A 20,623-nucleotide genomic window follows, 5' to 3' on the forward strand; every position below is an offset into this window, starting at 1 on the left:
CCCTGGTTTAGGGCCCGCTCATCGCCCGAGCCGGAAGGCTTCCAGCTCCGTGCCGTACCAGCGGTCGGTGCGGCCGAGCGGGGTCATGCCCAGGCGGTGGCAGACTGCCGCCGAGCGGGTGTTGTCCGGGCGGACGAGGGCGTACAGCTCTGTCAGGCCGTCGGCGAAAGCGCGGTCGCGGATCGCGGTCGCGGCCTCCGTCGCGTAGCCGTGGCCCCAGCTGTCCGGGTGGAAGTGCCAGCCGATCTCGATCTCGCCGGCGCCGTCCGGGATCGGGATCAGCAGCAGTGTCCCGGCGATCACGCCGGTCTCACGGACCTCGACCGCCCAGACGCCGTGCCGGCCGTCCGGTGTGCAGCGGGAGCGGAAGCGGGCGATCAGGTCGTCCGCCTCGGCGGGCTCGGCGAGGGCGCGGGGCTCGGCGCCGAGCCAACGGGCCACCTCCCACCGGGAGTAGAGGTCGAAGGCGCGGTCGCGGTCGGCGGGTTCCCAGGGGCGCAGGGTGAGGCGCTCGGTGGTCGGCATGCGGTCAGGCTACTGCGGCGCCGGGGTCTGCGGGCGGCCGTCGGCGAGGCCGAGGACGGCGCGGGTGCCGAGCGGGCGGGAGAGACGGAACTCGACCGGGGTGGAGAGCAGGGCGGCGTTGCAGGGGCGGCCGGACTCGGCCGGGGTGGTGCGGCCGATCAGGACGACGGCCCGGTCGGTCTCGTGGACCTCGCCGGGCCGGACGGTGCCGCAACTGCCCTGCGGGACGAAGGCGGTGAGCACCAGACCGTCCGCGGAGACCGAGCGCAGCGTGGTGGCGCCGGTGACGGGGGCGGGCGTGGTGGGGGCCGGCGCCTGGGAGAGCACGGCGGGGTAGCGGAACGGCCGGTCGTAGCCGGTGACGGTGAACTCCCAGACCGGGATGACGGCCTGGCCCCGGCTGGTGGCCACGGTGGTGGTGCCGGGTCGGACGGCGGTGACGGTCAGTCGGGTGTCGCAGTCGGCGGCGCAGGCGCTGCGGCGCTGGGTCAGTGAGTCGAAGACGGCCTTCGCGGAGCGCTGCGGCAGGGCCAGTCGGGAACCGTCCGCGAACACCACCTCGGTGGTGCCGGAGACGGACACCGGCAGGGTGGTCGCCAGGCCGACGTGGCCGGCCAGGTAGGCGGCCTTGTCCGCGCCGTTGTGGAACGCCCCCTCGGGCAGCCACTCGGTGGCGTCCTGGAGGGGGAAGTAGCCGTGCTCCCAGGCCTGTTGGGCGGCCGATCCGGGCCAGGCGGCCGTCACCTCGGCGGCCCGCCGGGCGGCCTCGCCGGTGGCGGTGCGCACCTCCGGTCCGGCCGTGATCAGGCTCGGCCCGATCGCCGTGCTCTTCGGAGCCGTGCTGCTCGCGCACCCGCCGAGCAGCAGAACCAGCGCCGCCGCCACCGCAATTCGTCCACGCATCTCCGTGATCCCCCTCGAAGCCCGTTCACAGGACGCGAGTTGGACGGGGTAGCCGGCGATCCGGTTCCGCGGGAAACGGCCGGGGCCGTCCGGACGCGGTCCGAACGGCCCCGGCGCGAGCGGGAGTCAGAAGACCGGCACGCCGGCCCGGACCAGGCGCCAGCCGGACTGGCCGTAGAAGTCGGCCGGGTCGATGACGCCCTTGGCCTTCACCCAGGCGATCATGGTGTTGCGGATCTCGTCCGAGTTCGCCCAGAGCTGCTGCGCCTTGGCGACGTGCGGGAAGTTGCCGCCGCCGTTGGCGCGGTAGTTGTTGACGGCGAGCACGAACTGCGCGGTCGGGTCGACCGGCTTGCCCTGGTACGACAGGTTGACGATGCGGCTGCCGACCGGCTGCGCGATGTCGATGTCGTAGCTGACGCCGTAGAGGGAGTCGTAGTTGTAGTCGGGCGTGTTGTTGGCCTGGTTGGTGAGGGTGTCCAGGTTGATCGGCGCGCCCGGGGCGACCTGGGCGTAGTACTTGGCGGAGTACTCCAGGTAGTCCTTGATCTGGGCGCCCGTCAGCAGGCGGGCCTCCAGGGTGTTCTCGTAGATGTACAGGCCGGCCGCGTCGCGCAGCTTGACCTGGCCGGACGGGATGACCGCGGTGCGGTTGAACGGCGCGGCCTGGGCCAGCACCGGCAGGTTCGCGTACTGGCCGCCGGCCAGCGCGGTGCGGACGGCGTCGGCCTGGACGCGGCCGATCAGGTCGATGATCGGGGTGTCCTTGAACCGGGACTCGGCGATGGAGAGGGTCTCCTTGCAGGTGCCGATGACCTGGTTGACGTAGGCGACGACCTTCTTGTGCTGGGCGTCCACCAGCTTGACGATCTTCGGGTCCTCGGCGACCGTGTTGGAGTTCAGCAGGCGCGAGGTGACGCCGGTGACGGTCCACTGGCCGCGGGCGAACTCGACCTCGAAGTCGAAGCAGGTCAGGCGCTCGCCCCAGCACAGCGGCTCGGACAGCACGACGTTCTTGCCGGTCTGGGTGTTGACCACGATCCGCTGCGCGATCTCCTTGTGGGCGTGGCCCACCAGCACCGCGTCGATGCCGGGAACGGTGGCGGCCATCGCGGCGCCCGCGTTCTCCGCGTAGGGCAGCTGGTCGCCCCAGGAGGACGGGTCGTCGACGCCGGTGTGCGCGGAGACCACGACCACGTCGGCGCCGGCGGCGCGCAGCTTCGGCACCCACTTGGCGGCGACCTCGGGGATGCCCGGGAAGGTCAGCTGTCCCTGGACGTTGGCCTTGTCCCAGATCGCGATGCCGGGGTTGGTCAGGCCGAGGATGCCGACCCGGATCGGACGGCCGTGGCCGAGGTGCAGCTCGCGGATCACGTACGGCGGGAAGGCCGGCTTCTCGTTCTTGGCGTTCAGCGCGTTGGCGCCGAGCAGCGGGAAGTCCAGCTGGTCCTGGTAGGCGCGCAGCAGCGGGATGCCGTAGTTGAACTCGTGGTTGCCGAGCGCGGCGGCGTCGTAGCCGATGGCGTTCATCGCGGCGGCCATCGGGTGGACCGGGGCCTTCTTGCCGGTGATCGGCTCGACCCGGGCGTAGTAGTAGGACAGCTGGGTGCCCTGGATGGTGTCGCCGGCGTCGATCAGCAGGGTGCGGCCGTGGCCCTTCTCGGCACGGACCTGCTCGACCAGGGTGGAGATCTTGGCCAGGCCGACGTCGTTGTGGCTCTTGTCGTCGAACTCGGAGTCGGTGAAGTACTCCCAGTTGAAGACGTGGCCGTGCAGGTCGGTGGTGCCCATCACGGTGAAGCTCGCCTTGAACGGGACGGGGCCCCGGCCGCGGGACTCGCCCTGGTTCTGGTCCGCCGCGGCGGCGGGGGTGGCCGTGGCGGCGGTCAGGCCGCCGGCCAGGGCGGCCCCGGCCGCGGTGGCGGCGGAGCGGGTGACGAAGTCACGGCGGTTCAGGGCCATCAAGGTCTCCAAGTCGAGCGGTACGGGCCGTCGGGCGGCATCGGCGACAGGGCAGCTGACACCCCGCCACCTGCCGTGACGCGCGTAGAAAAACGCGTGTGGCAGTCTGCCGTCTTCTGGCCTCCGGTACCAGCCCCGAGAGCTGTCCAACAGGTGAGATCTGGGCAACTCTCCCGTGACACCGGCCCGCCCGGCAGCACACCAGTGCGTCAACCGGAGTCGATCGTGCTCACCCCGTACGCCACCGTCGCGACTGTGTCGGTCCGTTCATCAAATCTTTCGCCAACTGCCATGGGACGACTGGCCGGAAGCGTGCTGTTACGGCCGGGTAATACCTAGGCTTCTGAGGTATGCGCCGAGCAAAAATCGTTTGTACTCTCGGGCCTGCCGCGGACTCGTACGACCAGATCAAGGCCCTGGTCGACGCCGGTATGGACATCGCCCGACTGAACCTCAGCCACGGCTCCCACGCGGAGCACGAGGATCGCTACCACCGGGTCCGCAAGGCCTCGGACGAGTCGGGCCGCAGCGTCGGGGTGCTCGCCGACCTCCAGGGCCCGAAGATCCGGCTGAGCACCTTCGCCGACGGCCCCGTGCTGCTGGAACGCGGCGACGAGTTCACCATCACCACCGAGGACGTCCCGGGCGACCGGGAGATCTGCGGCACCACCTACCAGGGCCTGGCCGCCGACGTGTCGCGCGGTGAACGGATCCTGGTCGACGACGGCCGGGTCTGCCTGGAGGTCACCCACGTCGAGGGCCCCCGGGTGCACTGCATCGTCATCGAAGGGGGCCTGGTCTCCGACCACAAGGGCCTCAACCTGCCCGGAGTCGCCGTCTCCGTGCCCGCGCTCTCCGACAAGGACGTCGAAGACCTGCGCTGGGCACTGCGGACCGGCGCCGACCTGATCGCGCTGTCGTTCGTGCGCAGCGCCAAGGACGTCGAGGGGGTGCACCGGATCATGGCGGAGGAGGGCCGTCGGATTCCGGTCATCGCCAAGATCGAGAAGCCGCAGGCGGTGGAGAACCTGGACTCCATCGTGGACGCCTTCGACGGCCTGATGGTCGCCCGCGGCGACCTGGGCGTCGAACTCCCGCTGGAGCAGGTGCCGATCGTCCAGAAGCGGGCGATCAAGCTGGCCAAGCGGAACGCCAAGCCGGTGATCGTCGCCACCCAGATGCTGGACTCGATGATCAACGCCTCCCGGCCGACCCGCGCCGAGGCGTCCGACGTCGCCAACGCGGTGCTCGACGGCACCGACGCGGTGATGCTGTCCGGCGAGACCTCGGTCGGCAAGTACCCGGTGGAGACGGTCCGGACGATGGCCCGGATCGTCGAGGCCGCCGAGACCGACATCCTGGCCGGCGGGCTGCCGCCGCTCACCGAGAAGAGCAAGCCCCGCACCCAGGGCGGAGCGGTGGCCCGGGCCGCCGCCGAGATCGGCGACTTCCTGGACGCCAAGTACCTGATCGCGTTCACCCAGAGCGGCGACACCGCCCGCCGGCTGACCCGCTACCGCTCGCCGATCCCGGTCCTGGCGTTCACCTACGAGCCCGCCGTGCGCAGCCAACTGGCCCTCACCTGGGGCGTGGAGACCTTCCTCGGCCCGTTCGTCACCACCACCGACGAGATGGTCGCCCAGGTCGACGCCCAGCTGCTGAGCCTCGGCCGCTGCAAGCGCGGCGACATCGTGGTGATCACCGCGGGCTCCCCGCCCGGGCTGGCCGGCTCCACCAACCTGGTGCGCGTGCACCACGTCGGCGAGCTGGACAACTGACGGATGCGAGGGCCGCCCGGCACCGGGCGGCCCTTCGCCCGTCACACCGTCAGGACGATCTTGCCGCGCAGGTGGCCGTGCTCGCTGAGCCGGTGCGCCTCGGCGGCCTCCGCCAGCGGCAGCACCCGGTGGATCGGCAGCACCAGCGTGCCCGCCTGGTGCAGCGCCAGCGCCGCCGCGTACGCGCCCGGGTGGTACGGCTCGGCCTCGGCGCCGCCGGTGAAGCGGACGCCGTGCTGCTGGCCCGCCAGCGGCGAGGTGATCGTCAGCACCCGGTCGGCGCTGCCGGTCAGCTCGATCGACACCGCCAGCTCGTCGGCCTTCCCGGACGCGTCCAGCGCCCGGTCCACCCCGCCCGGGGCGGCCGCCCGCACCCGCTCCGCCAGGCCCTCGCCGTACGCCACCGGGATCGCGCCCAGCTCCCGCAGGTAGGCGTGGTTGCCCTCGCTCGCGGTGCCCACCACCGTGATGCCGCGCGCCCGGGCGAACTGCAGCAGCAGCGTGCCGACCCCGCCCGCCGCGCCGTGCACCAGCAGGGTCTCGCCCGGCCGCACGCCCAGCACCCCGAGCACCCGCTCCGCGGTCTCCGCCGCCGTCGGGATCGCCGCCGCCTCCTCCCAGCTCAGCCCGGACGGCTTGGCCGCCAGCAACTCGACGTCCACCAGGGCGTGTTCGGCGTAGCCGCCGCCCATCACCGCGCCGAACACCTGGTCGCCGACAGCGAACTCGGCGACCTCCGCGCCGACCGCCTCCACCGTGCCCGCCAACTCGTAACCGGGCACCGAGGGGAAGACGACCGGGAAGAACCCGTCCAGCGCGCCGCTGCGCAGCTTGTGGTCCAGCGGGTTGACGCCCACCGCGCGGACCGCGACCCGCACCTGACGGGGCCCCGGCTCGGGCAGGTCGAGATCGATCGGGCCCAGCACGTCCGGGTCGCCGTAGTGCGCGAAAGCAATGGCCTTGGTCATGGCAATGTCCTTGGATTCATGGGGAGTTGATTCTTTCCGACGGGTTCCATCCTGCGCCCCGGGCGGCGGCCGCCCGGCCGGTCTTTCGGACGGTTCCACCTGGCCGAAAAGCCAGGACGGCCGGATCCGGACCGCCGCGCTGGGTTTGCCGGGGCATTCGACCGTCCCTGTGGTCGCTCGCAGTGCGTGTTCGAACTCGGGGAGTGATCGATGGAGATCCGATGGCGAAACTCGCATGGCGCCCCCTCGCGTTCGCCGCGGCTCTGGCCGAACTGCCGGAGATCGACTTGGCGTTCATCGAGGCCAAGGCCTCCCGCGTCACCAGGGACGGCTTCGGCGAGCAGGGCTTCACCCGTACCCTGAACGGCGTGCACGACGTGGCTGTCGGCGAGCTCGTCTGCCGGCTCGGCTACGGTTCCAAGGACGTCTGCGACATCCGCACCACGCACACGGGCAACGCCACCTGGGTCACCAACGGCACAGCCGTCTTCGGCAGCACCGGCGCCCCGCAGAACGGCGGCCCCGTCGCCCGGACCGGCGACAGCGGCGGCCCCGTGATCACCGTCAACGACCCCGTCACCCGACAGCTGAACGGCATGGTCGTCGCCGGGTTCGGCTGCACGGTCGTCGGCGACGAACAGGTCTGCAACGTGCTGGTCGGCTGGGTGGACGTGTTCGACGTCTTCGACAAGTCCGCCCTGCGGCTCACGGACCGACCCACGGCCCGCCTTTCGGACAGGTCGACCCGGCCGAAAGGCCAGGGTCGGTACCCGTGGCCCGAACTAGGCTGGCGGGTATGGACGAGACCGCCCCCTGGGCCCGCCCGCAGGACGCGCTGGCCCGCGCCGTCGAGGTGCTTCGCGAACCCCGGCCCGGCCTGCTGCCGAAGCTGTCCGAGGTGCTCGAACCGCTGGTCCCGCACCTGGCCGCCGCCCAACTCAGCGGCGTCTGCGCGTACTCCCCGGCGAACACGGTCGGGCCGCGGGAGCTGACGGAGGCCTTCGGCAGCCTGGTGATCTCCCGGCTCGGCGAGCGCGCGCTGGCCGAGGCCGGGCCCGGCCGACCCTGGCAGGGGGAGGCCGAACTTGCCGGAGCGGAGCGGCCGTTGCTGGTGGTCACCACCACGCCGGGGGCCGGGAAGGGCGCCGTGCTGGTGCTGATCCGGTCGGACGGGGCGCCGCTGACGACGGACGTGCTGGAGATCCTGCAGCAGCTGTGGGACCTGGTGGTCACCCACTCCGACCACCGCGCCACCGACGCCGCCCCCGCGCAGGCCGCCGTCTCCCGGGTCTCCGCGAACGCCCGCGCCTGGGCGATCGCCAAGTCCACCGGCACCCACAGCGCCGCGCTGACCGCGATCCTCGCCCCGCTGCGCTCCGCCGACCTGGACGACGCCGCCGCCCGCCGCGCGGCCACCGAACTCGCCGTCACCGCCCTGCTCGACCTGCGCCGCTCCGCCGACCTGGACCGCGTCCTCAGCGAGGAGCCCGCCGACGCCGCGTTCGCCCGGCTGGCCCGCGAACTGCGGCCGCTGCTGCGCCACACCCGGGTCCGCCTCGACGTCGCGCCCCCGGCCGACGGCGCCCGCTCCGTCCCCGCCGACCTGGCGCACACCGCCAGGGACGCCGTCCGGGCCGCCGTGCTGGTGATGCTGGACCAGGAGAAGCCCGGGCGGCTGCACGTCAGTTGGCAGTTCACCGCTGATTCGGTGCTGCGCGCGGTGGTGCGCGGCGACGGCCTCGGCGCGCTGGCGGCCGACGCGCTGGGCGTGCACCGCACCGCGGAGCGGATCGCCGCGCTGGGCGGGCGCAGCACCGTCGAGGCGGTGCCCGGTTGGGGCGCCACCATCACCGTGGACCTGCCGCTCGCGCTGCCCGAACCCGCTTCGGTCGGCGACCCCCTGGACGGCCTCCAGCCGCGCGAACGGGAGGTGCTGGACCAGCTGGCCCGGGGCCGCCGCAACCGGGACATCGCCGCCGCGCTGCACATCAGCGAGTCCACGGTGAAGTTCCACGTCGCCAACATCCTGGCCAAGCTCGGCGTCGCCTCCCGGGGCGAGGCGGCCGCCCTCGCCCACCGGGCCGGCCCGTCCGCCGGACTGCACCTGGCGTCCTGAGCCGGATCCCTCGGCAGCCGGGCGGGGAAACGACTCGCGCCGCCGTGGTGGTGGTCACCGCGGCGGCGCACAGCCAAGGTCGGTGACCTTGGAATTGAAGAGAAAGTGCCCCGAGTGGGATTCGAACCCACACCGGACGGTGTTTGAGACCGTTGCCTCTGCCGATTGGGCTATCGGGGCCCAGCGGTTCGAAGGTCAAACCCCCCACCGTGGTGAACCAAACATACCGTGTCTGGGTAGGCTCGTGCATGCAGCACCCCGCCGGACCGAGGAGCCCCGTGAGCACCGCCGACGAGCAGCCCCAGCCGCTTGAGACCGACTCGCCCCAGATCACCCGAATCGTCATCGCCGAGGACGAGGCACTGATTCGCCTCGATCTCAAGGAGATGCTGGAGGAGGAGGGCTACACCGTCGTCGGTGAGGCCGGTGACGGCGAGACCGCGGTACGGCTGGTCGAGGAGCTCAAGCCCGACCTGGCCATCCTGGACGTCAAGATGCCGGTGCTGGACGGCCTGTCCGCCGCCGAGCGGATCCACGAGCAGCACCTCGCCCCGGTGCTGATGCTCACCGCGTTCTCGCAGCGCGAACTGGTCGACCGGGCCCGCGACGCCGGTGCGATGGCCTACATCGTCAAGCCGTTCAGCAAGAGCGACCTGGTGCCCGCGATCGAGATGGCGGTCTCCCGCTACACCGAGATGCGCACCCTGGAGCAGGAGATCGCGGATCTCTCGCAGCGCCTGGAGACCCGCAAGCTGGTCGACCGGGCGAAGAGCGTGCTGCAGACCAAGTTCGGGCTGAACGAGCCCGCCGCGTTCCGCTGGATCCAGAAGACCTCGATGGACCGCCGGATGACCATGGCCGCCGTCGCCGAGGCCGTGATCGAGGAGGGCGCCGCCCAGGACCGCAAGAAGGCCGAGGCGGCCGAGGGCTGACCGCCCCCGAGCGCACGAGTGCCCCCGCCGGACTTCCGACGGGGGCACTCGCCGTACCGACGGTCCGTCAGTCCTCGCCCAGGTACGCGCGGCGCACCGTGTCGTCGCGCAGCAGCTCCGCGCCCGTGCCGGAGAGCGTGATCTCGCCGGTCGTCATCACGTACGCGCGGTCCGAGAGCGAGAGCGCGGCCTGCGCGTTCTGCTCCACCAGCAGGATGGTGGTGCCCGAGGCGCGCAGCTCCACCACGGTCGCCATGATCTTCTGCATCATCAGCGGCGACAGGCCCATCGAGGGCTCGTCCAGCAGCAGCAGCTTCGGGTTGGACATCAGCGCCCGGCCCATCGCCAGCATCTGCTGCTCGCCGCCGGACAGCGTGCCCGCGGCCTGCTTCCGGCGCTCGGCGAGGATCGGGAACAGCGTGCAGGCCCGTTCCACGTCCCGGGCGATGCCCGCCTGGTCGCGCCGCAGGAACGCGCCCAGCAGCAGGTTCTCCTCGATGGTCATCCGCGGGAAGATGTGCCGGCCCTCGGGGGAGTGCGCCAGGCCCAGCGCGACGATCCGGTGCGCGGGCACCGTGTCGATCGGCTCGCCCTCGAACAGGATCCGACCCGCGGTCGGCCGGAGCAGGCCGGACACGGTGCGCAGGGTGGTGGTCTTGCCCGCGCCGTTGGTGCCGATCAGGGTGGTGACCTCGCCCTGTTCGACGGTGAAGCTGATGCCCTTGACGGCCTCGATCTTGCCGTAGGCGACGCGAAGGTCCTCGACCTCCAGCAGAGCGGTCACTGGTCGGCCTCCGTAGTGGTGGTGGTTCCTTCGAGCGGCTCGCCCAGGTAGGCGGTGACCACCCGCTCGTCGTTCTGGACGGTCTCCCGGTCGCCCTCGACGATCTTCTGGCCCTGCACCAGCACCGCGGTGCGGTCGCACAGGTTGAAGATGAACTTCATGTCGTGCTCGATCACCAGCACCGCGATCCCGAGGTCCCGGATCGCGAACACCAGTTCCTCGGCGGACCGGGTCTCCTGCGGGTTCATGCCCGCGGTCGGCTCGTCCAGCAGCAGCAGGCCCGGCTCGGAGGCCAGCGCCCGGGCGATCTCCAGCTTGCGCTGCTCGCCGTAGGGCAGGTTGCGGGCCAGGTGGTCGGCCTTCCCGGACAGGCCGCAGAACTCCAGGAGCTCCATGGCCCGTTCACGGCTCTCGGCCTCGGCCCGCCGGTACCCCGGACCGCGGAGGATCGCCGAGAACAGGCCCTCCTCGGTGCGGGTGTGCCGGCCCACCAGGACGTTCTCCAGCACCGTCATGTTGGAGAACAGCCGGATGTTCTGGAAGGTCCGGGCGATGCCGGCCTGGGTGACCAGGTGCGGCTTGGGCGGCAGCACCTGGCCCTTGTACCTGACGACGCCCGAGGTCGGGACGTACAGCCCGGTCAGGCAGTTGAAGAAGGTGGTCTTGCCGGCGCCGTTCGGGCCGATCAGACCGACGATCTCGCCCTGGCGGACCGTCAGGTTGACCTGGTTGACGGCGGTCAGGCCGCCGAAGCGCATCACCACGTCGGTGGCTTCCAGGACCGTCTCGGCGAGCGGTGCGGCGGGCGCGGTGTCGGTGGTCATGGTGCTCACGCCCCTGCCTTCGAGAGTGCGTCGTCGGTCGGGCCGCCCTGCGCGGGCAGCTCGGCCTCGTGGAACTCCAACTTCCGGCGGCGGTTGGCGATCAGCCCCTCGGGGCGGAAGCGCATCAGCAGGATCAGGGCGACGCCGAACGCCAGCAGCTGGTAGGACTGCAGGAACTGGAGCTTCGCCGGGATCAGGAACAGCAGCGCCGCGCCGACCAGCGGTCCGCTGATGGTGCCCATGCCGCCGAGGATCACCGCGGCCAGCAGGAACGCCGAGTTCGGCGGGACCGGCCCGGCGAACTGGTACTGGTCGGGGGAGACCGCGCCCGCCACGTGCGCCTGCACCGCGCCGGCCAGGCCGGCCAGGGTGGCGCCCAGCGCGAAGGCGATCAGCTTCACCCGGAAGCCGTTGATGCCCATTGCCTCGGCCGCCGTCTCGTCCTCGCGGATCGCCACCCAGGCGCGGCCGATCCGGGAGTTGGCGACCCGGCCGAACACCACCACGACGATCGCGGTGACCACCAGCATCAGCAGCAGGTAGTTGCCGAACTTTCCGAGCTGGACGAAGCCGAAGTCGTGCGGCTGGCCGAAGTCGAAGCCGAACAGGTTGACGTCGGGGATCGCCGCCACGCCGTTCGGGCCGTTGGTCAGGCTCGGGCCGGAGCGGCCGTCCAGGTTGTTCATGGCGATCCGGAAGATCTCACCGAAGCCGAGCGTGACGATCGCCAGGTAGTCGCCGCGCAGCCGCAGCGTCGGGGCGCCGATCACCACGCCGAACACCAGCGCGGCCAGCGCGCCGATCAGCACCGCGAGCGGGAACGGCAGGTGCAGGCCGCGGAACACCGAGTACGGCGAGCCGGAGACCAGCGCGGCCGCGTACGCGCCGACGCCGAGGAAGGCGACGTAGCCGAGGTCCAGCAGACCGGCCAGGCCGACCACCACGTTCAGGCCGAGCGCCACCGTGGCGAAGATCAGGATGTTCGCCCCGATCAGCACGTACGTCTCGCTGCTCTGGGTGAACGGGAACGCGCCCGCGGCGGCGAACGCCGCGCCGGTGGTCACCGCGCGGTGGCGGGTGGTCAGTTCGCTCAGCCGGGCGACCGTGCCGCCGGCCAGCAGCGCGGCGGTGGCGAAGACCGCGAGCAGCAGGAAGCCGATGAACAGCTCGCCGTACTCGGTGGAGATGCCGAACTCGACCACGCCCAGGCCGAGCGCGAACACCGCGGTGATCACCAGGATCTCCGCCCAGGACGGCAGCACGCGGGCGGCGGGCAGCGGGCGTTCGATCCGGCCGATCCGCAGCCAGGCGTCCAGCAGCTGCCAGAGCCGGAAGCCGAGGATCACGACCGGCACGGCGACGAAGAACCACAGGTTCTCGGTGAAGAGCGGCCGGACGCCGGGCGGGACGGCGTTCAGCGCCCAGCCCTGGCCGAAGCCGACCCGCAGCACCACCGCGACACCGGCGACCAGGTACCACCACGGGGCGACGGGGTTCTGCTTGACGGTGCGGCGGCGGTCCAGCGGCAGGCCGAGCGCGCCGACCACGGCGAGCAGCGAGCCGACCGCGGCGACCCAGCCGCCCGGGTCGAGGTTGACCAGGCCGTCCAGCTGGACGGTGATCGCGATCACCGAGTACCAGCACACCGCGAGGGTGCCGAGGGCGGCGAACAGCACGCCGTTGTGGCTGCCGGACGGGCTCAGCCAGCGCAGGCCCTTCAGCCCGTGCGCGGCGAGCGCCAGCAGCGCGGTCAGCAGGCCGCCGACCAGCGCCAGCCACTGCAGGCCGGCCGGGGAGCCGTAGTAGGTGAGGTCGCCCGGGAACTGGTCGGTCCAGGTCCAGGACATCGCCGCGGACGCGGCGGCCAGCACCCCGCCGGCCACCGCCGCGGCGAGCGCCGCGGTGCCGGGAAGCCGGAGGACGGGCGTGGTCTCGTGCGAGGCCGCGAATTTCTGGGACGAAGTGGTCATCTGCTCACGCCCGATCCGCGACGCGCTCGCCGAGCAGGCCCTGTGGCCTCACCAGCAGCACGACGATCAGCAGGACGAACGCCCACACGTTGGCCCAGGCGCCGCCGCCGAGCTGGTGCATGCCGGGGACGTTCTGGATGTACGCGGTGGCCAGCGATTCGGCGACGCCGAGGACCAGCCCGCCGAGCATCGCGCCGTAGATGTTGCCGATGCCGCCCAGGACGGCGGCGGTGAAGGCCTTCAGACCGGCCAGGAAGCCCATCATGAAGTCGACCTGGCCGTACCTCAGGCCGTGCGCCACGGCCGCGACCGCGGCGAAGGCCGCGCCCAGGGCGAAGGCGATCACGATGATCCGGTCGGTGTTGATGCCCATCAGCTTCGCGGTGTCCGGGTCCTGCGCGGTGGCCTGCATGGCCCGGCCGGTGCGGGTGAAGCGCACGAACGAGGCCAGGATCAGCATGCACAGCGGCGCGGCGGCCAGCAGGAACAGGTCGTTGCGCTGGAGGTGGAACAGGCCGAGGTCGACGGTGTCACCCGCGAACTGCGGGAAGGAGATGGCCTTCTTGGCTCCCGGGTAGAACGCCCAGACCACCTGCTGCAGCGCGATGGACAGGCCGATCGCGGTGATCAGCGGGGCCAGCCGGGGCGCGGTCCGCAGCGGGCGGTAGGCGAACCGTTCGGCCGCGGTGGCGGTGAGCACGGAGGCGATCACGCCGCCCAGGATCATGACCGGCAGGGCCAGCCAGAGCGAAGTGCCGTGCGGCAGCGCGGCGTAGGCGGTCAGGGCCCCGAAGCCGCCGATCATGAAGATCTCGCCATGGGCGAAGTTGATGAGTTGGACGATGCCGTAGACCATCGTGTACCCGATGGCGATCAGGCCGTACATCAGGCCGAGCATCAGTCCGTTGGCCAGGTTTTGCGGCAGTTCGTGCACCGCGGGCCTCCGTGGATAGGGGGGTATGAGGAGGCGGGGGGCACTTGTGGCGCCCCCCGCCGGACATCGGCTGGTGCAGGTGCGGGATCAGCCGTTGTAGGTACCGCTCTTGACCGCCTTCCACTCGCCGCCCTTGACGCTGTAGACGGTGAGCTGCTTGTTCGTGGTGTCGCCGTACTGGTCGAAGGAGACCTGGCCGGTGACGCCGGAGAAGTTCACCTTGGCCATCTCGGCCAGCACCTTGGTGCGCAGGTCGCTCGGCACCTTGCCGCCGTTGTGCTCCACCGCGGCCTTGACGGCCTCGATGATCGACCACGCGGCGTCGTACGAGTAGCCGCCGTACGCGGAGTACGCGTCCTTGTAGCCGGCCGCGGTGTAGTCGGCGACGAAGGTCTTGGCGGAGGACAGCTCCTCCACCGGGGCGCCGACCGAGGTGGCCAGGTCGCCGTCGCTGTTGTTGTTGGAGAGCTTGATGAACTCGGGGTCGTAGATGCCGTCGCCGCCCATCAGCGGGACCTTCGCGCCGGCCTTCTTGATCTGGTCGGTGAGCGGGCCGGCCTCCGGGTACTCGCCGCCGTAGTACACCGAGTCGGCGCCCGAGGAGGCGACCTTGGTGGCGACCGCGGAGAAGTCCTTGTCGTCCGGGTTGATGTGGTCGGAGCCGGCCACGGTGCCGCCGAGCTTCTTGAACTCCTCCTGGAAGATGGCCGCCAGGCCCGCGCCGTAGGTCTTCTTGTCGTCGATGACGTAGACCTTGGTCTTCTTCGCCTCGTTGAACAGGTACTGGGCGGCGTACTTGCCCTGCACCACGTCGGTGGTGGCGGTGCGGAAGTACGAGGCGTACGGGCGGGTGAACTTGCTGCTGCCCCAGTCCGGGCCGAGCGACAGCTCGGGGCTGGTGTTGGCCGGGGAGACCTGGGTCAGCTTGGCGTCGTTGAAGACCTTCTGCATGGTCTGCGAGACGCTGGAGTTCAGCGGGCCGACCACGCCGACGACGTCCTTCATGTCGACCAGGGCGGTGGCGTTCTGCTTGCCGGAGGTCGGGTTGGCCTGGTCGTCCTTGGCCTCGATGGAGAAGGTGACGCCCGGAACCAGGTTGTCCTTGTTGGCCTTCTTGGTGGCCAGGTCGGCCGAGTTCTTGATGCCCAGGCCCAGCGCGGACAGCTTGCCGCTGATCGGGGCGTCCACGCCGATGACCACCTTGGTGGTGCCGCCCGCGTTGTCCGAGCCGGTCTTGGCACCGCGCGAGCCGCAGGCCGAGAGGGTGAGCGCTCCGGTAACTGCAATGGTCACGACAAGAAGTGAGCTCTTTCGCACGACGGGGGTCTCCTTCTGGACGGAAGACACGCGCACAGGGCTGGCGGTGCCGGAACGCGTCGACCGGGCCCGAAAATCGGACGGGCGGTGACTGGGCGTGACTCTAGACCGCGTGTGGCGGTGCGGTCAGTGGGGCGGGTGAGGCTGTGATTCTCTTGTTATGACCACGCCGGAAGTTGATCTCAGTGCGTGGGAGAAAACCGCAGGTGGAGCCCGCTGTTCCGGGCTCCGGCCGGTGGCGCGGGCGGTCGGGGCGCCCAACTCCCCAGGCAGGGTTGGAAGATCCGCTTATCGGACAGGTTTGTCCGAGCTGCTCGGGCTGGTCGTGGGTGTTCGATTATCGGGAGTGTCGCAGGTCGCGTGCAGTGCCGCGGAGAGGTCCCGGGCGTAGGAATCGCCCAGAATCTGACTTGTCGTCTCCAATGCGCGCGTGTTACGCAGCGTGACATCGAGGAAGGGCAGGCCGGCGTCCGCCGGAGCCGCCGAGCAGTCCGTCACCTTCAGGCCGACCCGCAGCGACACCGTCTGCCCCGGTGGCACCGTCTGCGGCAGCCATCCCCCCACCACCACCGACAGTCCGCGGTAGCCCTGGCTCACCCCCAGGACGTCCACCGGGCCGGTGCCGGCGTTGTGCACCGTCAGGGACAGCGCGAACGACTCCTGCCCGACCGGCAGCTTGCCGCCGTACTGGAACCGGGTGGACTGCGAGGGGAGCGGCAGCTCCGGCGGCGGCGAGTTGGCCGCGGCCGCCGTGCGCTCCATCGCGTGACGCGCCGTCAGGAACAGTGCCAGCGCCAGCAGTAGCAGGACCAGGACCGCCTTCAGGCGTCTGCTCAGCAGCCGCGGCGGTTCGTCGACGTACAGTCGGAGTGGTGTCCAGGTGCCCTCGCCCGGCTCCACCGGGCCGAGAAACCCCTTCGGCTCGCCCGGCGGCGGTTCTGCGGACATGGCGGCGCCCCCTCGTCCAGCCGAGAATTCCCGTGTCGGGAAAAGGCCAAACCCAGGGGGCGCGTCGGGAGTTGAGGCTTTTTTACGGCCTCGCGGCGCTACAGGTCGCGCAGCATGCAGGTCAGTCGGCAGCTGGTGATCCGGCGGCCGGTGTCGTCCGTCACCGCGATCTCGTAGGTCGCCGCGGTGCGGCCCTTGAACACCGCCGTCGCCACGCCCGTCACCAGGCCGGAGGTGGCCGAGCGGTGGTGGGTGGCGTTCAGGTCCACGCCCACCGCGTAGCGGCCCGGGCCGGCGTGCAGCATCGCGCCGATCGACCCCAGCGTCTCGGCCAGCGCGGCCGACGCCCCGCCGTGCAGGAGTCCGTACGGCTGCTGGTTGCCCTCCACCGGCATGGTGCCCACCACCCGGTCCGGGGAGGCCTCGACGATGGTGATGCCCAGCTTCTCGCCCAGCAGGCCACCCGAGAAGGTCTCCGGGTTCACCCCCAGCTTCGCGAAGTGGTCCAGCACGTCCTGGGGCACGTTCAGTACGGGCGCCGCGTCGGTCATGGTGCTCCTGTTCGGGGTTCACTTCGTTGTGCGCGTCGATCGTACGACTGTCTACCCGTCGGTAGGGAGGTGCTCCGCGCCGCGCCGGGAGATGTCGGCCCCGGGCCATAGGATCGGGGACGGCAGTGCAACCGGGCAGGAACGGGATGTGACGTGGCGACACAGGGTGCAGGCAAGAGTGCGGCCGGGCGGCCCCGGCTGATGCTGCTGGACGGGCATTCGATGGCCTACCGGGCCTTCTTCGCCCTGCCGGTGGAGAACTTCTCCACCACCACCGGCCAGCACACCAACGCGGTGTACGGCTTCACCTCGATGCTGGTCAACACCGTCCGGGACGAGGCGCCCACGCACCTCGCGGTCGCCTTCGACATCTCCCGGCAGACCTTCCGCGCCGCCGAGTTCCCCGAGTACAAGGCCAACCGCGCCAAGACTCCCGACGAGTTCCGCAGCCAGATCCCGCTTATCGGCGAACTCCTCGACGCGATGCGGATCCCCCGGCTCACCGCCGAGGGCTTCGAGGCCGACGACATCATCGCCACCCTCGCCACCGCCGCCGCGGCCGAGGGCTTCGAGGTGCTCATCGTCACCGGCGACCGGGATTCGCTCCAGCTGGTCAACGAGCACGTCACCGTGCTCTACCCCACCAAGGGCGTCTCGGAGTTGACGCGCTACACCCCGGAGAAGGTCGCCGAGAAGTACGGCGTGCGCCCCGACCAGTACCCGGACCTCGCGGCGCTGCGCGGCGACCCGTCCGACAACCTGCCCGGCATCCCCGGCGTCGGCGAGAAGACCGCCGCGAAGTGGGTCAACCAGTTCGGCTCCTTCGAGGAACTGGTCGAGCGGGCCGACGAGGTCAAGGGCAAGATCGGCGAGAAGCTGCGCGAGCACCTCGATTCCGTCAAGCGCAACCGGGTGCTCACCGAGCTCGTCCGGGACGTCGAACTCCCGCTCGGCGTCCCCCAGTTGGAGCGCACGCCGTTCGACCGGGAGGAAATCGCCCGGCTGATGGAGGCGCTGGAGTTCCGCAACCCCAACTTCCGCGACCGGGTGGCCGGCATCGACCCGGCCGGTGCCGAGACCGCCGCCGCCGCCGACATCCCCACCGGCCCCGCCGTCGAGGGCGACCTGCTCACCGTCCCCGGTGCGCTCGCCGCCTGGCTGGAGGAGCACACCGGCAAGGGCGAACGCACCGCGATCGCCGCCGACTACGAGTGGGCCCTCGGCGCCGGCCAGGTCAAGCAGGTCGCGCTCGCCACCGGCACCGCCGCCGCCTGGTTCGACCCCGCCGCCCTGGAGGAGGACGACGACCGGGCGTTCACCGCCTGGCTCGCCGACCCCGCGCGCCCCAAGGCCCTGCACATCGCCAAGCAGGTCGTGCGCGCCTTCGCCGAGCAGGGCTGGCAGTTCGCCGGCGTCAGCGCCGACACCGCGCTCGCCGCCTACCTGGAGAAGCCCGGTCGCCGCACCTTCACCCTCGACGTCCTCGCCGAGGAGTACCTGTCCCGCTCGCTGGCCCCCGCCGCCCAGGCCGAGACCGGCCAGCTCAGCTTCGACGCCGACGAGCCCGACCCGACGGCCGGCGCCCAGGCCCAGATGACCGAGGCCCGCGCCGTCCACGACCTCGCCGAACTCTTCGACACCAGGCTCGCCGAGGTCGGCGCCGACAAGCTGTTCCACGACATGGAACTGCCCATCGCCGCGCTGCTCGCCCGGATGGAGCGCTACGGCATCGCCGCCGACCGCGGCTGGCTGCAGGGCCTGGAGGCCCAGTTCGCCGCCGAGATCCAGCGCTGTGTCGAGGAGGCGCACGCCGCCGCCGGGCGCGAGTTCAACCTCGGCTCGCCCAAGCAGCTCCAGGAAGTCCTGTTCGGCGACCTCAACCTGCCCAAGACCAAGAAGATCAAGACCGGCTACACCACCGACGCCGACGCCCTCACCTGGCTCGCCACCCAGACCGACAACGAACTGCCGGTCATCCTGCTCCGCCACCGCGACCAGGCCAAGCTGCGCACCACCGTCGAGGGCCTGCTCAAGACGGTCTCCCCGCAGGGCCGCATCCACACCACCTTCAACCAGATGGTCGCAGCCACCGGCCGGCTCTCGTCCCAGGACCCGAACCTGCAGAACATCCCGGTCCGCACCGAGGAGGGCCGCGCCATCCGCCGCGCCTTCGTGGTCGGCGAGGGCTACGAGTCGCTGCTCACCGCCGACTACTCGCAGATCGAACTGCGCATCATGGCGCACCTGTCCGAGGACGAGGCCCTGATCGAGGCCTTCGCCTCCGGCGAGGACCTGCACACCACCGTCGCCTCCCAGGTCTTCGCGGTCGCCCGCGACCAGGTCGACGCCGAGATGCGCCGCAAGATCAAGGCCATGTCCTACGGCCTCGCCTACGGCCTGTCCGCGTACGGCCTCTCCCAGCAGCTCGGCATCAAGCCCGCCGAGGCCCAGGGCCTGATGGACACCTACTTCGAGCGCTTCGGCGGCGTCCGCGACTACCTGCACAACGTGGTCGAGGAGGCCCGCGCCGTCGGCTACACCGAGACCCTGCTCGGCCGCCGCCGCTACCTGCCCGACCTCACCAGCGACAACCGCCAGCGCCGGGAAATGGCCGAGCGGATGGCCCTCAACGCCCCCATCCAGGGCTCCGCCGCCGACATCGTCAAGATCGCCATGCTCCGCGTCGACGAGGCCCTGCGCGCCGCCGACCTGAAGTCCCGCATGCTGCTCCAGGTCCACGACGAAATCGTCCTCGAACTCGCCCCCGGCGAGCGCAAGCAGGTCGAAGCCCTGGTCCGCGAGCAGATGGCCGACGCCTACCCCCTCCGCGCCCCGCTCGACGTCTCGGTCGGCGTCGGCACCGACTGGGAGGCGGCCGCGCACTAGTCGACCGGCCCCGGGCGTGGTCCACCGGCCCCGGGCGGCAGTCCCCGCGAACGGCTAAATCGTTTGCGGGCCTCCGCCCGGGGCTCGGAGACTGGCCGAATGACTGATCAACTCTCCACTTCCGCCGCCACGTTCGCCGACAAGCCGACGCTGGAGGGGGAGCGGATCATCCTTCGGCCGGTGCGGCCGGAGGAGGATCTGCCGATGCTCCGGGTGATGCTTCAGGACCTGGAGGTGCTCAAGTACACCTCGAACGTGTACACCCCCGCGGCGCCCGAGTGGGACGAGGCGATGGAGAAGCGCGTCGTCGAGTGGTACTCCACCCGCAACGAGCAGGCCGACCGGCTCGACCTGATCATCGTCGACCGGTCCACCGGCCGCGGCGTCGGCGAGGTCGTCCTCAACGAGTGGGAGGAGGCCAACCGCTCCTGCAACCTCCGGATCTGCATCGGCCCCGACGGCCGTGACCGCGGCTTCGGCACCGAGGCCGTCCGGCTCACCACCGACCACGCCATCCGCGCCCTCGGCCTCAACCGGGTCTCGTTGGGCGTGTACGGCTTCAACGCCCGCGGCCGGCGCGCGTACGAGAAGGCCGGGTTCAAGGTCGAGGGCGTCCGCCGACAGGTGCTGCGGTACGGCGACGAGTGGATCGACGACATCGACATGGCCGCCCTCGCCGAGGACTGGGTGTAGCGCCGACCGGTAGGCTCCGCGCGCCCGTTCGGCAGGTGGGCGAGAGGTGGGGCGGGATGAAGGTGCCGCAGGGCGGAAGAGCGCGGGCGGGGATCGTACTGGCCGCAGCCGCGGTGGTGGCCGGCGGCACGCTGTGGGCAGCGCACCCGGGCCCCGCCCCGCAACCGGCCACCCCGCCCCAGGCCGCGCCGGTGGTCGCCGAGACGCCGAGCGAGAGCGCCTCGCCCTCGCCCACCGAGTCACCGGCCCCCGCCGAGACCGCGACGCTGACGCCGACCGAGGAGCCGGAGACCACGGCCGCCGCCACGCCCCGGTCGACAGCGACCGGGGCGAAGCCGAAGGCGACGCGGACGCCGATCACCGAGGTGACGCCCGGGACGCATCCCAACAGCGACGACACCAGGCCGACGCGGAACCCGGACTGCCACTACGACCGGTCGGGCCGGCTGATGGCATGCGGGCCGATCCTGTCGCTCGGTCCGGTCGCGCCGAACCCGCACACCTCGCCGTCCTCGCTCCCTGCTGGCTGACC

18 protein-coding genes and 1 tRNA gene are annotated in these 20,623 nt (G+C 71.3%); 7 read left to right on the plus strand and 12 right to left on the minus strand.

Annotated elements, in window-relative coordinates; all coding sequences use genetic code 11:
- Window positions 1-18: 18 nt before the first annotated feature.
- The 3 genes from ACI1MP_RS27760 to ACI1MP_RS27770 form a co-directional block, all read right to left on the minus strand.
- On the minus strand, window positions 19-525 hold the full coding sequence (locus tag ACI1MP_RS27760) for a GNAT family N-acetyltransferase (RefSeq protein ID WP_100586967.1): 507 nt from the start codon (window positions 523-525) through the stop codon (window positions 19-21).
- Between the two features lie 9 nt (window positions 526-534).
- Window positions 535-1,428 (minus strand): hypothetical protein, encoded by an 894-nt coding sequence (locus ACI1MP_RS27765; protein WP_404869714.1) that lies wholly within the window; start codon window positions 1,426-1,428, stop codon window positions 535-537.
- Window positions 1,429-1,554: 126 nt separating this feature from the next.
- The gene (locus tag ACI1MP_RS27770) at window positions 1,555-3,390 is read right to left on the minus strand and encodes a bifunctional metallophosphatase/5'-nucleotidase (RefSeq protein WP_380339974.1); all 1,836 of its coding nucleotides are present in this window, start codon (window positions 3,388-3,390) and stop codon (window positions 1,555-1,557) included.
- Window positions 3,391-3,740: 350 nt separating this feature from the next.
- Between ACI1MP_RS27770 and pyk the strand changes: the two genes are divergently transcribed.
- Complete coding sequence (gene pyk, locus ACI1MP_RS27775; RefSeq protein ID WP_100586964.1) at window positions 3,741-5,168, plus strand: pyruvate kinase; 1,428 nt, start codon at window positions 3,741-3,743, stop codon at window positions 5,166-5,168.
- A gap of 41 nt (window positions 5,169-5,209) precedes the next feature.
- Here the strand turns inward: pyk and ACI1MP_RS27780 are convergent, their stop codons facing one another.
- The gene (locus ACI1MP_RS27780; RefSeq protein WP_380339970.1) at window positions 5,210-6,136 is read right to left on the minus strand and encodes an NADP-dependent oxidoreductase; all 927 of its coding nucleotides are present in this window, start codon (window positions 6,134-6,136) and stop codon (window positions 5,210-5,212) included.
- 221 nt (window positions 6,137-6,357) lie between these two features.
- Between ACI1MP_RS27780 and ACI1MP_RS27785 the strand changes: the two genes are divergently transcribed.
- Both ACI1MP_RS27785 and ACI1MP_RS27790 read left to right on the plus strand, forming a co-directional pair.
- A complete protein-coding gene (locus tag ACI1MP_RS27785; protein ID WP_380339968.1) occupies window positions 6,358-7,128 on the plus strand; it encodes a hypothetical protein in 771 nt (256 codons plus the stop codon).
- Complete coding sequence (locus tag ACI1MP_RS27790) at window positions 7,026-8,252, plus strand: LuxR C-terminal-related transcriptional regulator (protein WP_404870837.1); 1,227 nt, start codon at window positions 7,026-7,028, stop codon at window positions 8,250-8,252. Before ACI1MP_RS27785 ends, ACI1MP_RS27790 begins: the two co-directional genes overlap by 103 nt.
- 106 nt (window positions 8,253-8,358) lie before the next feature.
- Here the strand turns inward: ACI1MP_RS27790 and ACI1MP_RS27795 are convergent.
- A tRNA-Leu gene (locus tag ACI1MP_RS27795) sits at window positions 8,359-8,432 on the minus strand.
- Window positions 8,433-8,500: 68 nt separating this feature from the next.
- Between ACI1MP_RS27795 and ACI1MP_RS27800 the strand changes: the two genes are divergently transcribed.
- Window positions 8,501-9,184: a response regulator gene (locus ACI1MP_RS27800; protein WP_043913385.1), complete on the plus strand. Its 684-nt coding sequence runs from the start codon at window positions 8,501-8,503 to the stop codon at window positions 9,182-9,184.
- Between the two features lie 67 nt (window positions 9,185-9,251).
- On the opposite strand, the gene ACI1MP_RS27805 is transcribed toward ACI1MP_RS27800, so the two are convergent.
- From ACI1MP_RS27805 to ACI1MP_RS27835, 7 genes are all read right to left on the minus strand, one after another.
- Window positions 9,252-9,968 carry an ABC transporter ATP-binding protein gene (locus ACI1MP_RS27805; RefSeq protein WP_100586960.1) on the minus strand — a complete coding sequence of 239 codons (717 nt, stop codon included), beginning with the start codon at window positions 9,966-9,968 and terminating at the stop codon, window positions 9,252-9,254.
- Complete coding sequence (locus tag ACI1MP_RS27810; protein WP_404869715.1) at window positions 9,965-10,792, minus strand: ABC transporter ATP-binding protein; 828 nt, start codon at window positions 10,790-10,792, stop codon at window positions 9,965-9,967. The genes ACI1MP_RS27805 and ACI1MP_RS27810 overlap by 4 nt, the downstream gene beginning before the upstream one ends.
- 5 nt (window positions 10,793-10,797) lie before the next feature.
- The gene (locus ACI1MP_RS27815) at window positions 10,798-12,762 is read right to left on the minus strand and encodes a branched-chain amino acid ABC transporter permease (protein ID WP_380339964.1); all 1,965 of its coding nucleotides are present in this window, start codon (window positions 12,760-12,762) and stop codon (window positions 10,798-10,800) included.
- Window positions 12,763-12,766: 4 nt separating this feature from the next.
- Window positions 12,767-13,696, minus strand: coding sequence for a branched-chain amino acid ABC transporter permease (locus ACI1MP_RS27820; RefSeq protein WP_043913379.1), 930 nt, complete (start codon window positions 13,694-13,696; stop codon window positions 12,767-12,769).
- Window positions 13,697-13,783: 87 nt separating this feature from the next.
- On the minus strand, window positions 13,784-15,013 hold the full coding sequence (locus ACI1MP_RS27825) for a branched-chain amino acid ABC transporter substrate-binding protein (RefSeq protein ID WP_043913377.1): 1,230 nt from the start codon (window positions 15,011-15,013) through the stop codon (window positions 13,784-13,786).
- Between the two features lie 288 nt (window positions 15,014-15,301).
- Window positions 15,302-15,961, minus strand: coding sequence for a hypothetical protein (locus ACI1MP_RS27830; protein ID WP_404869716.1), 660 nt, complete (start codon window positions 15,959-15,961; stop codon window positions 15,302-15,304).
- A 98-nt stretch (window positions 15,962-16,059) separates the two neighbouring features.
- Window positions 16,060-16,512 (minus strand): PaaI family thioesterase, encoded by a 453-nt coding sequence (locus ACI1MP_RS27835; protein ID WP_043913376.1) that lies wholly within the window; start codon window positions 16,510-16,512, stop codon window positions 16,060-16,062.
- A gap of 201 nt (window positions 16,513-16,713) precedes the next feature.
- On the opposite strand from ACI1MP_RS27835, the gene polA reads away from it, so the two are divergent.
- The 3 genes from polA (at window position 16,714) to ACI1MP_RS27850 (ending at window position 20,621) form a co-directional block, all read left to right on the plus strand.
- Entirely contained in the window at window positions 16,714-19,398 is a 2,685-nt protein-coding gene (gene polA, locus ACI1MP_RS27840) for a DNA polymerase I (protein WP_404870838.1), read from the plus strand.
- A gap of 99 nt (window positions 19,399-19,497) precedes the next feature.
- A complete protein-coding gene (locus ACI1MP_RS27845) occupies window positions 19,498-20,091 on the plus strand; it encodes a GNAT family N-acetyltransferase (RefSeq protein ID WP_404869717.1) in 594 nt (197 codons plus the stop codon).
- Window positions 20,092-20,147: 56 nt separating this feature from the next.
- Window positions 20,148-20,621: a hypothetical protein gene (locus tag ACI1MP_RS27850; RefSeq protein ID WP_380339955.1), complete on the plus strand. Its 474-nt coding sequence runs from the start codon at window positions 20,148-20,150 to the stop codon at window positions 20,619-20,621.
- Window positions 20,622-20,623 lie beyond the last annotated feature (2 nt).

Origin of the sequence: Kitasatospora griseola, from assembly GCF_044999035.1 — a bacterium.
Classification (GTDB): Bacteria; Actinomycetota; Actinomycetes; order Streptomycetales; family Streptomycetaceae; genus Kitasatospora; species Kitasatospora griseola.